Raw genomic sequence first — 13,670 nt, 5'->3', positions numbered from 1 at the left:
CGGCAGCAGAACAACCCGGTTTACAAAACCAAAGCTAAAACAATTTAATAAACATGCAAAAGGTTTTATTAGGTTGCAGGTTGTGTGTTGTAAGTTGTAAGGCTTGATTGATAATGGAAGGAACTGTGAACTTAAAATTCGCTCACCCCCACAACTCACAACCCGCAACTTACAACTCAATCCAAAATCGTATCTTTGCGGTAATGGGCCGAAAGCACTACAGATCAGTGGTATGGGCTAAACGAATATGGAAGCAGTAGCGGGATTAAATCAGGGTATTAAGGGATATAACAATTACGGTGCATGGTTGCGCGAAAAGTACGCAGGCCAGCGCGTGTTTAAGGTTATTGTGGATGGTGGTTTTACTTGCCCTAACCGCGATGGCTCAAAGGGCTATGGCGGTTGTACCTATTGCAATGTTGATTCGTTTACGCCGTCGGTATCGCGCAAGGCGCCTTCGCTGCGCGAGCAGGTGATACAAGGCATGGAGCGTGCCATAAAGGGTAATAAGGCCGATAAATTCATTATTTACTTTCAGCCCAATACCAATACTTACGCCCCGGCGCATTACCTTAAAATGATGTACGATGAGGCTTTAAGCATTAACACCGAAAACATTGTGGGCCTGTCTATTGGTACCCGTCCCGATTGTATTGATGCTGAAAAGATCGCGCTGCTGGAAAGCTATACCGACCGTTTTGATGTGGACCTGGAAATGGGTATGGAATCTATCTATAACGAAACCCTTAACCAGATTAACCGCGGTTGCACCCACGAAGACCTTATTAATGCCCTTAAACTCACCGAAAACAGCAAGCTGGATATTTGCGTGCATACCATATTCGGTTTCCCTTGGGAAACAAAAGAAATGATGCTGCGCTATGCCGACGAGATAAACCGTCACCAGCAAATAAAATTCGTAAAGTTTCACCACCTGCATATTGTAGAAGGCTCGGTAATGGGCGTAAAATACAAACGCGAACCATTTAAGCTGTTCAGCTTAGATGAATATGCCGAATTTTTATGCGAACTACTGCCGCTTGTACGACCTGATGTGGTAGTGCAAAGGTTGTTTGGCCTCAGCGACCGCGAACTGCTGATTGCTCCTAACTGGCAATTAAAGAAATCGGAAATACAATACTACATTGATAAAAAGATCGCCGATAGAGGGATCATTCAGGGCTCGGCGTTGATGTAGTTGTTAACTTACTATGCCGAAATAAGATCGGACGAATATCCATTTGCCTTTTATTTTTTTATAAAGCTCTACTCCCCTAAAAGCACATAAATTTCCACAATAGTGATTAATATAAATCAGGCAGTATTGTCTATCTTTTGAATAATAAGGTTTCGATAATTTGATATATATCAGATTATATTTAAATTTTTTGAGTTGCCTAATAGAATCTATGTAGCTGCTTTTAACAATCCTTATACTATCAAATAAATCAACATTCCACTTTACAGGGCGGGATGAAGCTATCTGACCTTTAATATAGTTAATATCATTTTCGTTATTTAACTCATCCATTTTTGCAGCTTCCAAGATCAGATCATCACGATAAACCACACTATCAACCAAAAATGGCTTACCTCGTCTTGCGGGATCTTTAATGTAATCCAGTTGCCCGAAAAACTGTTTTGCTTCTTTGGCATCCATATCTATGGGTTTAATACATGATGAAAAACAGACTACCAGTATTAACAGGATTGCATATTTCATAGATAATGGGTTTAGTTAGATAAAGCTAATAATATTTACCTTGCTATTGTGTTTATACTTATTTCACCAGCGATTATATAAAACAATACTCAGCTATCACCTTGCTTCAAACCCGACCTCAAAACTATATTCCGGCACTTACAGGTGTGCGTGCTTTGGCGGCTTACCTCGTATTTATATCGCACTATTCGTATGTGTTCAGTGCTGGTATGCCTCCTATTGTGCAGCGGTTTTTCGGGGAATTCCACATTGGGGTAACCATTTTCTTTGTACTGTCGGGCTTTTTGATCACCTTCAGGTATTATAATAATTTTCATTTAACGGCTCACTGGTTTAAGCAGTACCTCAAGAACCGGGTAGCCCGTATTTACCCCATGTACGCGCTGCTTACTATAGGCGCGTTTATTTATTATGCCTTTACCAAGGACCAAACCATTACCAAAGGCTATAACCCGATAGTAATGTTGCTGCTTAATATTAGCTTCATCCGTGGTTTCTTCTATGATTTTTGGAATACCGGCATTGCACAGGGATGGTCGTTAACGGTAGAAGAATGTTTTTACTTTTCGGCACCGTTCGCGTTTTTAATAGCGCAGCGTTATAAAAAGTTTTGGGTGCAGCCGATAGTAATTACCCTTACCGGGTTATTATTGGTAAGCCTGTTTAGGCATGTTAACTGGTATGGCTTTTTAGGCAACTTCACCTTTGTGATGCTGTTTACCTTTTTAGGCAGGTGCTTTGAATTTTTTGTGGGCATGCAACTGGCCATATATGTGCTTAAGCATAATTTTACACGCAGCAATAAGATTAGCTATACCTATTTAGGTTTCGCGCTGCTATTTGTTTGCGTGCTGATCATGGCGTTGCTGCCAATCCCCAAAGGCTGGGCGGCAGGCTTGCAACATCCCGTGGGTATACTTACCAACAATTATATTTTGCCGGTGTGTATAGCCTGGTTTTTCTACGGCTTACTTACCGAGGGCACGCTGCTTAAAAATATACTGGCCAATAAAACAGTTGAACTACTGGGCAAAAGTTCCTACATATTTTACCTTATCCATTTGGGTTGGATGTATAACCTGCTGAACAACGGGTTTAACCAGGGCAATGATTACGCTTTTAAATGGTACGATAAATGGGGGATCAACTGGCCTTCACCTTTCGAAAACGACACGGTTAATTTACTCTATGCCTTTGTGCTGCTCAACCTGGTATCGGTTATATTGTTTAAAACTATTGAAGAGCCGCTGAACCATTACATCCGCAAATCAAACTTCCTCGTAAAAAACAAACCGCATAACCCGGAGAATGGATCGGCATTAATAAAATAGCTGTACACTTATTTAGGCATTGGGCCAAATAATTCTTCGATGGCTTTGGTGCGATAATCAAAGATCTTGTTCACTTCCTTTTTTACCAGTATGCTGTTGGCAAATGTGCCTATAGCACCATACGGAATGGCGTAGGTAAGCCTGTCCGTCATGTATATGCCGCCGGGGATCTCTTTAAAATGATGCTCGTGGTGCCACATGGCGTAGGGGCCAAAGCGCTGCTCATCAATAAAATATTCTTTATCAGGGTTAATGTGGGTGATCTCCGTGGTCCAGTTCATTTTTATACCGAACAGGGGCGCTATTTTGTAGCTGATGAGCATGCCCTCATACATTTTGGTATCGGCCGTAAAATCAGATGTGATAACAAAGCCCATGCCCTGTGGGGTTATTTTGGCAAGGTTAATTGGCGACGAAAAGAAATCCCATGCTTGGTTAAGGGAGATAGGTATGGCCTGCTCCCATTTTAATGTATAAGTTTTCACGCTTATTTAACGTAACGGGGGCTTAATAGTTTAGCGTTAACTAACTATTTACTGTACAATTTTATTGGCGCAATACGAGCTTGCAAAAGCCTCCGGCTTGGCCTTAAATACAAAGCCCATGCTCAAAATATAACCCATGGCCTCGTGCAGTGCCTGGTTCGATTTAAACATAGGGTTGGTGTTAATGTCGGCATGCACCTCCAGGTCTACATCGTACAGGTCAAGCAGGTCGCAAAGACTATAGGCCGTGTCGATAGATTTTTGTACTTCGCTAAGCATACGTTCTTTAATGCTCATTTTTTGTGAGGTACGCTCTTGGTGGATAAACATGAATCCGCCACGCTGTTCGCGTAAAAAAACAATAACGGTGGCAAAATCAGTCACCGCGCCTTTTACTTGCGAATCTGTACCGATACATACTTTTAGTTTGTTGCCGAGCAGGGCTTCACGTTCAATGGCACGTTCAACTTCTTCGAGAATGGGCGTTTGGATAACTTCGCCGCTGAATTTTCTCCAGGTCATAAAATTGAGTTAAGTTATTTTAGTAAGACCTTGAATAACAGGTTTATAAAAATAAGCCATAACATTTCATATATACATCACCCGCATATTATTTATTTGTTAACATTTTGGTGATTATCAACAGGTTGTGGGTTGGGTTGTAAGTTGCGGGTTGAAGGCTGTGTGTGGGATGGGGTTAGGGGGTTGAGGCTCGGGTCACGGCCGTCAACTTAAGAACTGATCAATATTAACTCACCCCGACATCGCTTCGCTTGTCACCCCTCTCTCCGCAAGCGGAAAGAAGGGCTTTGTTTTTTGGCTTCTTCTAAGTCCTCTTTGCGGCAAAGCCGGAGAGAGGGCGGTCCAGCGAAGCGTAGAATGGGTGAGTTGATTATGCGCTTTGCTTTAACGCTTTAAATTAACAGCTATGAGAGTTTGGATTATTTATGTTGATTTACGTTTTTGTGAAAACGGTTGATGAGGCCGTGCGAATGCCGGCTTTACAATATGATAAGGTTTAGGTTGAAATCCGTATTGACTATGATTCAATCCTTACGTAAAGCTACCTTGCCGGCTTTAATACCGCAATACCTGAATCCGGGTATTTTAATTGAATTTTAATGTGTTACGATATTTGCTCAGCCAGAAGGCAGTATGTATTCGGGTATACATGGCGAAATTAATAATGCCTATTTTTGGCCCGTTCACCATATCAAAACAACTTGCGCTACTTTTTTCATATAGGTTACCTCGGTACAAATTATAGCGGCTGGCAAAAGCATCCCGATGGGTTAAGCGTGCAGCAGGTATTAGAAAACTGTTTGACACAGGCATTTAAAAAGCCCATGTGGATTGTAGGCTGCGGCCGTACCGACGCGCAGGTGCATGCAAGCCAGTTCTTTTTTCATATGGATGTGGATGAAGCGTGGGATTTCGACCTGCTGTTCCGGTTAAACCATTTGTTGCCCGATGACATTGCCGTTTTTGATATTATACCGATGGATGGCCGGCAACACGCCCGGTTTGATGCTACCGAAAGGGCGTATGATTACTTTATCCACACCTATAAAGATCCTTTTCTGAGCAATTTCAGCTCATTATACATAGTTAAAAGCTGGGATATAGCGTTAATGCAGCGTGCGGCGAATCTGCTGTTAAAATATAATGACTACCACGCTTTCTGTAAAATGCCCGACCGCAATACCCATACCATTTGTAATGTGAACGATGCCGGTATTTTTGTAGACAGCACCGGCGATAAGTTGCGCTTTCACATAGCAGCCAACCGTTTTTTAGGAAAAATGGTACGTATAATAACAGGTAAACTAATAGATATAGGCACAGGCCGCCTAAGTATCGACGAGTTCGAATCGCACCTCATTGATCCGCAATTACCGCAAACTATTAAACCGGCTTACCCGCAAGGGCTATATCTCAGCAAAATCACTTATCCGTATCTTAATATTCAGCCCCGCAGCAACTTCAGTCAAATGCTTGCAGAGGCGGGAGAATGGCGATAGGTAGCTTAACCGGCAATTCTATTATAAGGCTTTTTGCTTTTGTAAGCGCTCTGTTTAATTCCGCTTTAATTTAAAGATGATCTTGCAGTTACAATAAGCTATAAACATTTTGATGGGATATTGCTTATTTTACATATTATATGAAAAAGACAAGCCTGGCCGTAGGTATCGATGTAGGTGGTACCAATACAAAATACGGCATTGTAAACCAACAAGGAGAAATTTTGCAGCAGGGAGAAGTTAAAACAATACTTTTCCCCACTATTGAATCATTTGTTGATGGTTTATACGAGCGCTTGTCGCCCATGATAGCCGAGCACGGTAAAGAGGCAACTATTAAGGGCATCGGTATCGGCGCGCCAAATGGTAATCATTTTAACGGCTGTATTGAACATGCGCCTAATCTGAAATGGAAAGGCATAGTACCTATAGCAAAGCTGATGTCAGAAAAATTCGGGATTCCTTGTGTGCTGAATAACGATGCCAAAGCAGCCGCTTTAGGCGAACTCAAATTCGGCGCCGCCAAGGGTATGAAAGATTTCATTATGATCACTTTAGGTACCGGTGTAGGCAGCGGCATTATTGTTAACGGCGGTTTAATATACGGACACAACGGCAATGCCGGGGAACTGGGGCATACTACCATTCGTTATAATGGGAGGCTGCATTGGTCTACCGGGTTACGCGGAACGGTAGAAGCTTACTGCTCGGCAACAGGCATACGCCTTACGGCAATCGAAATGCGTAACCGGGCCAAAAAACCTACCCTGCTTCAGCAATATAAAGACGACGAGATCAACTCCAAAATAGTATTCGATTGCGCCATGAAAGGCGATAGAGTAGCCAAGCGGGTATACGAATTTACCGGGCAGGTTTTGGGCGAAGCGCTGGCCAATTTCACTATGTTCTCTTCCCCGGAAGCCATCGTTCTTTTCGGTGGGGTAACCCACGCTTGCAGCATGCTGATGGAGCCTGCAAAAAAGGCGCTCGAAAAAAATGTGCTCACCGTTTACAAAGGCCAGGTAAAGCTACTCCTAAGTAAACTCAAAGAAGCCGACGCGGCGATATTGGGCGCCAGTACTTTGGTTTGGGATTGAGGTAAGATCAATCCCTCAACTTCCGCTCCTTCAAATACCTGATCATCTCCTTTGGCCTGTCGGTTTGGAGGATGTTGGCGCCGTGGGCAATCAGCCAGTCCCAGCTGTCGCGGGTGTTGTGCTGCTCAACGGCCATGTCGTCGTAATGGCCTCCGTTCAGGCTTGCCCATAACGAGTTGATCCATATTTTTGAGCCTTTGGCATTGATCGTATTCTTACTGAGGATGCCCGAAGTATCCCGCCCGAAGATGAGTTCGAAAGCTACGGGTTTTAAATTTTGCTGATAGCTGTTGATTATGTTTTGCGCTTCGGCGTTATCAATGTTTACTACCGGCATATATGTTATTTTATCAAATATTGTTGGGTATTTCGCTTTAAGGTCTTCATACTTCGCGTCCGATTTAAATATGGCTTGTTTCAGCGTATTGGTTTCCTGCAATATTTTATAAGCTTGCTGATAGTATGGGTAACTTTTATCGAGGTTCACCAGCACTTTGTTTTTCGCCAGTAACATTACTTCTTTAAGGGTGGGTATAGTATGAGTGGTGAGTATGCCCAGCCCATTACGCAAATGAAATTTCTTTATTTCGGCCAGGGTATAATTAGCCGGACTGCCACGCCCATCTGTTGTACGGTCAATACCGCCATCGTGCATAATAATGATCACGCTGTCTTTGGTCATACCTAAATCTACCTCAATAATATCAACGCCCATATCAATAGCATTTTGATAAGCCTGTAAAGAATTTTCGGGGGCATTGCGCCAGTCGCCACGATGCGCGGCTACCATAATATGCTTATCTGTAGGGTTATGTAGTTGTTTGATCAGCTGGTCGATTTTGCCCGTTTGCGAAAAACCATTTGTACCGGTCAACACCAGTGCTATCAGTAATAAGCCTTTAAATATGTTGTTCATTGGGTAGGGTATTTGCCTGCCCAAATTAGTAAATTATTGTGTGCGCTATGTTAACAATGCTGATACGCTGAGCTACTTTATCGTTTTAGGCACACGGTTTGCGCATTGTTGATGATAAACCAATTAAACTATTTAATACATCTGCTTCCTGAAAGGTGATTATCTGCAATACGAATTGCTGCAGGCTGTTTTTGATGTGTTTTTATCCTGATTAACTAAACCGATTTAGGCCGATCGTCAATTATTGTCCTGTAATGGCGACAAGCCGTTGTAGCGGCCGCGTGTGTTTTTATATACACGCGTTTTTTAAAAGCGAGCAAGTAAACCACTATAAAAATTCAATTGTAATTAACCAGATTATGAAAAACAACTCAACCAATTTGCACCACACACGTGCAGTTTTTAATTACTCATTATTACGGCATGGCAGGCATATCCTAACCATAGCTGTATTGGCCTGTTGCGCGTTTGCAGCGGGTTGTAAAAAAGACATCAAGACGGATGCCGCCACCGCCGATGCCATATCATCCGGTAGAAAGCTGCGTACCGAAGCCCTTCCTACCCGTGCCGAGGCTTTGGTGGCCATACAGGTGTACAACAACAATTTTTACAATCAGTATGGCACTTACGGTCCATCGTTTAAAGCGTATTACTGGAAAGACCAGAACCATACCTCGCGCATGGACTTTTGGACACAGGCCGAAGCCATTGAAATGCTGATCGACGCTTATTATATTAATCCAAGTACCGATCTTCAAAACAAGATATCGTACCTCTATAATGGCATGCGCGACAACTGGGGGCTTACCTGGGAAAGTAATGAGTTTAACGACGATATTATTTGGGGCGCCCTCATGTGCGTAAGGGCCTATGCCATTACCAATGACGGCGGCATGCTTGATATGGCTAAAAACAATTTCGCTATTGTATGGAACCGGGCCTGGGATACCCAATTGGGCGGCGGCCTGTGGTGGAAAACCGACAAGCAATCGAAAAATGCATGTGTAAATGCCCCGGCGGTAATATGTGCCATGAAGCTTTACGCCGCTACCGGCGATGCCGCGTATAAAACCAAAGCCAAGCAAATTATGGATTGGATGGTTGGTAAGTTCTACACCTCATCGGGCGAGGTAAAGGGTGCTGTTAACGCTGCCGATATAATTACCGAAGGCGCACGTACCTACACGCAAGGCACTTTTATAGGCGCCTGCGATTTACTGCGGAACGAATACCCGGCAGTAGGTTATGCTACTATGGCCAACAATGTAATGAACTATACCAAAAACAATATGTGTAACGCGGCGGGCATACTGCCTGATGAATACGATACCGGCGACACTGAGGGTATGAAAGCCATATTTGCACGCTGGGCATGTATTTACGTGCAGTCGGCATCGTTGGTAAGTACTTACGGTGCCTGGCTGGATGCCAATGCCGAAAAAGCATGGTCGGTACGTAACAACAGTGGGGTAATGTGGGGCAAATGGGGTACCCGTACCCCCGATAACACTACCCTTAACTCGTTTGAAACTACCACAGGGGTTTCTATGATGAATAACGTTTACTGGTATCATTAAAAGCTAAATATTACTTGCTCAATAGCTTTTAATGAAAAACGAAGCCCCGCCTTAAATATTCAGGGCGGGGCTTCGTTTGTTTATGCTGATCTTATAGCTTAGTTACTATATTTTGCAAGCCATTTGGCTTTAATAGCGGCCCTGGCATCAATAAACTCCTGGTCGGTGCCTTGGGCAACGGCATCCAGTGGGTAGCGTAATGGGCGTTCACCTTTAGGCATATTTACCAAGTTCAATACGCCATCCGCAATGGTTTGCGGATCCATTTTAAACTCGGCCATTTTACTGAAAAGCGCGCTGCCAAGGGCGTTGAACTGTTGTGTAGCGTTATCGCCATATTCATCAATTATGGCTGGTTTATCGGCATGGATACCGCTTTTACTACCATTGTTCATTTCGGTAGGGTAAACGCCCGGTTGTATGCTTACGTTCTCGATGCCAAACTGGCTCAGTTCATCCTGCAAGCCTTCGGTAATACTTTCTACCCCGAATTTTGAGGCCAGGTAAGGGATCATAAAAGGCAGGGTGTGGCCACTTGCGCCCGATGTAATGTTGATGATCAATCCGTTTTTGTTGGCACGCATGGATGGTAGCACAGCGTTGTAAGTACGCAGCACACCGTAAAAGTTTACCTCAAACATATTGCGGATCTGATCTAAGGAGTAGGCCTCCAGCAAACCAAAACCGCTTACAGCGGCATTGTTCACCAATACGTCTATTTTGCCATATTTGGTGAGCGTTTTGCTGGTAGCTTCGTTAACTGAATCATCGCTGGTTATATCAAGTTCGGCTACTTCTATATTAGGCAAGGCTCTCAGTTCTTTTGCAGCTTCGGCGTTTTTGGCAGTAACGCCGCGCATACCGGCAATTACGTTATGGCCTGCGTTTGCTAAGGTGATAGCCATCAATTTGCCAAAGCCTGTACTTGTTCCGGTTATTAAAATTACTTTGCTCATTTTCTTAATTTTTTGATGTGATTTATTAAGACAAATGTGCAAAGCCCAAGCCTCCCGATCCATTGATGTTTGATGCCAAAAAACTTGACAAATATCAACGGAATTACTTTTTAACCGCTTGCTTACGCACCCGGCTAAGTGTTTCGGGCGAGATACCCAGGTAGGAGGCTATCATGTGCTGGGGCACGCGGTTGGCTAAATGCGGCGAGTTTACCAGGAAACTATTGTACCGTTCTTCGGCAGTTTGGCTAATGGAGGTATGCACACGGTTTTGCGTTGCAACCAAACTCCTGTCTATAATAGTATTAATAAGTTCCCTGAAAGCAGGGATAGCGTTTTTAATGGCCTCAAAGTTATTAAAGGTAAAAAGCAGTACCACGGTATCTTCTACCGCGTCAATATTTGAACGCGAAGGGTTGCCCGAATGCAGGCTTTCACGGTCGCCGGTCCACCAGTTTTCAATGGCGAAGTACATAATGTTTTCCTGCCCTTTATCATCAATACGATAGGTGCGCAGGCAACCCTCGCATACAAAGGCATGGTATTTCCACAAATCGCCCTCTTGTAATAAATACTGGTGTTTGCGCAGCTTTTTAATAACAACCAGGCTTTCAATCAGCGCCCAGTCTTCAGCAGTCAGGTTAATTTTATCGTCGATATATTTTTTAAAAACAGCAAACATGGCAGTATCTCAATCAGATGAATATAGGTAAAAGTATACGATAAATATTTAGCGCCTTTCATCCGGTTGTAATAATCGAATATTCAGGGCGACTGCATACAAGTGTTGGGAAGATGATTCGTTGTCATTTCGAACGAGGTACGAGGAGAAATCTTCTGCTTCAGGCAAGTCGCAGACATTCATGGCGAAGAAGATATCTCCCTACGGTCGAGATGACAAGTAATTTTTCCAACACTTTTGGAGCGACTGCCAATCCTCCTATACTATAATGGCTGTAACATAACCGCACGTAAGCTATATCATAGCCGAACATTTTCTAAATTAAAATTCGACATATCTATTTGACAACCAGGTAGATAAAAGCATGGCATGTAATATGTGGTAAGCAAAAAGTGTATCGGCACATTATTTCCTGAAAATTAAGTAATTATGATAAAAAGCTACTTTAAAGTTGCATGGCGCAACTTGTGGAAAAACAAGTTTTTTTCGGCTATCAATATTATTGGCCTTGCCGTGGGTATGGCCGCCTGTATAGTGATTATGCTGTTTGTTTTTTACGAGAAGAGTTTCGATAACCTGCATACCAAAAACATCTATCGCCTCAGCGAAGTACAAAAGTTTCCGGGCATGGTATCATCTCAAAAGGTGGCTTTATCTATGTATCCTATGGGGCCAACGCTTAAAAATGAATTTCCCGAAATAAAGAACTTTACCCGTGTTAGGTGGAATCCTAAATACCAGATGACCTTTGCCGCGCAAAAGCTCTTTTTGCCGCAGGCCTTGTTTGTTGACTCTACCTTTTTGGATATTTTCGATTTCGCGCTGATAAAAGGAGATCGCAAAACAGTGTTGCAAAAACCCAACACTGTGGTGCTTACCCAAAAAACAGCAAAAAAGCTATTTGGCGATCAGGATCCTATCGGTAAAGTAATTACCCACTACGCGCAGGATACCGTGAGCTTCGCCGTAACCGGTATAATGGCCGATGTGCCGCAAAACTCGCAGCTTCAGTTTGATGGATTGTTCTCTTTTAGCAGTACTTATAAACCATGGATGGAGAATTGGGGTGGTAACTGGCTAAATACTTATTTCGAAATGGCACCGGGCACCAATATAGCTTCGCTGGAAAAGAAAATGCCGGGCTATCTTAAAAAATACATGTCGCAAAACGAGGGTTGGAAATACTATGAACTGTTTTATGTACCGCTTAAAGAAATTCACGCCGGTACGTCAGATATCGGGCTGGATTACCTCAACTATCAAAAATTTGATAAACGCTCAACCAACCTGTTTGCCATTATCGCCATCATTGTATTGGTAATAGCCTGTGTTAACTTCATGAACCTTTCTACCGCGCGTTCGGCCGAGCGGGCTAAAGAAGTAGGTATCCGTAAATTGATAGGGGCGCACCGCTTTCAGTTGGCTATCCAGTTTTTGGGCGAAACCGTGCTGCTCTCCTTATTTGCCTTAGTGCTGGCAATTGTTTTGGTAGAGATCAGCCTGCCTTATATCAATAACCTTAGTCAGCGTAGTATAAGCCTGCCCATATTTAGCCACCCCGAATTTTTGTTGATCATCTTTGGTTTAACGCTGGTGGTAGGCCTGCTATCAGGCCTTTACCCGGCGGCATTCCTGTCGTCGTTTAAGCCGATAAAGGTGCTGAAAGGCGTTATCGAAGTTGGCCGCAACAAGGCATCGTTACGTAACGTGCTGGTGGTTGGGCAGTTTACCAGCGCGGTATTTTTAATGATAGCTACCGTATTTGTGGTAAAGCAGCTCCGGTTTATGCAGCAGCAGGATCCCGGTTTTAGCCGCGAGCAGGTGGTAACCATTCCGCTGGATGATATTACTTCCAGAAAGTACGATCTGCTTAAATCAGAACTGGCCAACAATACCCTTATTTCGGGAGTAACCGCCGCGCAGGATGTACTGGGCAGTCACCTTGATCAATCGGGGGTAGAGTTTCAGCCCGGTAATGGCCCTAAGCGGCAACTGGCGGTAACGCGTTTAGTAGTAGATCATGATTATCTTGACCTCTATAAAATAAAACTCGCCGAAGGAAAAAACTTTACCGAGAACGGCAAAGGCCGCGAGTATATCATTAACGAGGCACTGGCTAAAGAACTGTTGAAGGACGATAAAAAAGCACCGCTGTCATCACTGATCGGCAAGCCCTTCGGTTTCGATTCGTTAGGGGTGATAACCGGCGTAGCTAAAGATTTCAACTTTAACTCGCTGCACTATAAAATTGAAACCATGTTTATGTTCAATCAAAAGGAATGGGGCTTCAGCCAGGTTTCGGTAAAGATAAACCCGGGTAAAGCCAAGGAAGCGATTGCCTTTATGCAAGCCAAATGGAATGGCATTTATCCCGACCGCCCTTTTGAGTACCAGTTTTTAGACGATCATTTTAACGAGGTATACCAGGCCGATAACCAGGTAAGCAAAATTGTAGGGATCCTCGCCGGACTGGCCATTTTGATTTCAGCACTTGGTTTACTGGGCCTTGCATCTTATTCGGCCGAAAAGCGTATAAAAGAAATAGGGGTACGCAAAGTGCTTGGCGCATCGGTACAAAACATTGTGCTGCTGCTATCGGGGCACTTTATAAAACTGGTATTAATTGCTAACCTGATAGCCTGGCCGCTGGCCTGGTATGCTATGCACCAATGGCTTAACGATTTTGCCTACCGCATAGCGATTGACTGGCAGGTATTTGGCTGGGTTGCCTTGTTATCGGCATTTATTGCCTTGTTTACAGTAAGCTTTCAATCGGTTAAGGCAGCCATTGCCAACCCGGTGAAAAGCTTGCGCAGCGAATAGTATAGTTTATAGTTATGTTTATATAGGCGTTGGCAGCGATGAGCGGTCAGCGCCTTTTT

Annotated in this window: 12 protein-coding genes and 1 pseudogene; 6 read left to right on the top strand and 7 right to left on the bottom strand. The window is 43.6% G+C overall.

All coding sequences use genetic code 11. The annotated features are described in order from the left end of the window. Nucleotides 1-247 precede the first annotated feature (247 nt). Entirely contained in the window at nucleotides 248-1,198 is a 951-nt protein-coding gene (mnmL, locus tag AC07NA_RS24395) for a tRNA modification radical SAM protein MnmL/YtqA (RefSeq protein WP_345213333.1), read from the top strand. Nucleotides 1,199-1,201: 3 nt separating this feature from the next. Here mnmL and AC07NA_RS24390 read toward each other — a convergent pair whose 3' ends face one another. Then, complete coding sequence (locus tag AC07NA_RS24390; RefSeq protein WP_494900502.1) at nucleotides 1,202-1,660, bottom strand: hypothetical protein; 459 nt, start codon at nucleotides 1,658-1,660, stop codon at nucleotides 1,202-1,204. Between the two features lie 164 nt (nucleotides 1,661-1,824). On the opposite strand from AC07NA_RS24390, the gene AC07NA_RS24385 reads away from it, so the two are divergent. After that, the gene (locus AC07NA_RS24385; protein WP_494900500.1) at nucleotides 1,825-3,054 is read left to right on the top strand and encodes an acyltransferase family protein; all 1,230 of its coding nucleotides are present in this window, start codon (nucleotides 1,825-1,827) and stop codon (nucleotides 3,052-3,054) included. Between the two features lie 8 nt (nucleotides 3,055-3,062). Here AC07NA_RS24385 and AC07NA_RS24380 read toward each other — a convergent pair whose 3' ends face one another. Both AC07NA_RS24380 and AC07NA_RS24375 read right to left on the bottom strand, forming a co-directional pair. Then, nucleotides 3,063-3,539, bottom strand: a complete 477-nt coding sequence (locus AC07NA_RS24380; RefSeq protein WP_494900499.1) for an SRPBCC family protein — start codon at nucleotides 3,537-3,539, stop codon at nucleotides 3,063-3,065. A gap of 48 nt (nucleotides 3,540-3,587) precedes the next feature. Further along, complete coding sequence (locus AC07NA_RS24375; protein WP_494900497.1) at nucleotides 3,588-4,061, bottom strand: ribonuclease H-like YkuK family protein; 474 nt, start codon at nucleotides 4,059-4,061, stop codon at nucleotides 3,588-3,590. 701 nt (nucleotides 4,062-4,762) lie between these two features. Between AC07NA_RS24375 and AC07NA_RS24370 the strand changes: the two genes are divergently transcribed. Together AC07NA_RS24370 and AC07NA_RS24365 are read left to right on the top strand one after the other, a co-directional pair. Then, nucleotides 4,763-5,560 carry a tRNA pseudouridine synthase A gene (locus AC07NA_RS24370; RefSeq protein ID WP_494900495.1) on the top strand — a complete coding sequence of 266 codons (798 nt, stop codon included), beginning with the start codon at nucleotides 4,763-4,765 and terminating at the stop codon, nucleotides 5,558-5,560. 140 nt (nucleotides 5,561-5,700) lie between these two features. Then, a complete protein-coding gene (locus AC07NA_RS24365) occupies nucleotides 5,701-6,657 on the top strand; it encodes an ROK family protein (RefSeq protein WP_494900493.1) in 957 nt (318 codons plus the stop codon). A gap of 7 nt (nucleotides 6,658-6,664) precedes the next feature. Here AC07NA_RS24365 and AC07NA_RS24360 read toward each other — a convergent pair whose 3' ends face one another. Next, the gene (locus AC07NA_RS24360) at nucleotides 6,665-7,573 is read right to left on the bottom strand and encodes a glycerophosphodiester phosphodiesterase family protein (RefSeq protein ID WP_494900491.1); all 909 of its coding nucleotides are present in this window, start codon (nucleotides 7,571-7,573) and stop codon (nucleotides 6,665-6,667) included. A 359-nt stretch (nucleotides 7,574-7,932) separates the two neighbouring features. On the opposite strand from AC07NA_RS24360, the gene AC07NA_RS24355 reads away from it, so the two are divergent. Next, entirely contained in the window at nucleotides 7,933-9,150 is a 1,218-nt protein-coding gene (locus AC07NA_RS24355; RefSeq protein ID WP_494900489.1) for a glycoside hydrolase family 76 protein, read from the top strand. A gap of 91 nt (nucleotides 9,151-9,241) precedes the next feature. On the opposite strand, the gene AC07NA_RS24350 is transcribed toward AC07NA_RS24355, so the two are convergent. The 3 genes and pseudogenes from AC07NA_RS24350 to AC07NA_RS24340 all read right to left on the bottom strand — a co-directional run bounded on the left by AC07NA_RS24350 (nucleotide 9,242) and on the right by AC07NA_RS24340 (nucleotide 10,788). Beyond that, entirely contained in the window at nucleotides 9,242-9,361 is a 120-nt protein-coding gene (locus AC07NA_RS24350; RefSeq protein ID WP_494900487.1) for a hypothetical protein, read from the bottom strand. Nucleotides 9,362-9,536: 175 nt separating this feature from the next. After that, nucleotides 9,537-10,106 (bottom strand): annotated as a pseudogene (locus AC07NA_RS24345) (SDR family NAD(P)-dependent oxidoreductase); the annotation flags it as partial. 103 nt (nucleotides 10,107-10,209) lie between these two features. Then, nucleotides 10,210-10,788 (bottom strand): Crp/Fnr family transcriptional regulator, encoded by a 579-nt coding sequence (locus AC07NA_RS24340; protein ID WP_494900485.1) that lies wholly within the window; start codon nucleotides 10,786-10,788, stop codon nucleotides 10,210-10,212. A 429-nt stretch (nucleotides 10,789-11,217) separates the two neighbouring features. Between AC07NA_RS24340 and AC07NA_RS24335 the strand changes: the two genes are divergently transcribed. Next, entirely contained in the window at nucleotides 11,218-13,611 is a 2,394-nt protein-coding gene (locus tag AC07NA_RS24335) for an ABC transporter permease (protein ID WP_494900483.1), read from the top strand. Nucleotides 13,612-13,670 lie beyond the last annotated feature (59 nt).

Source organism: Mucilaginibacter sp. GW821-FHT07G05 (assembly GCF_059418565.1).
This window is presented reverse-complemented; position numbering and strand designations above follow the sequence as displayed.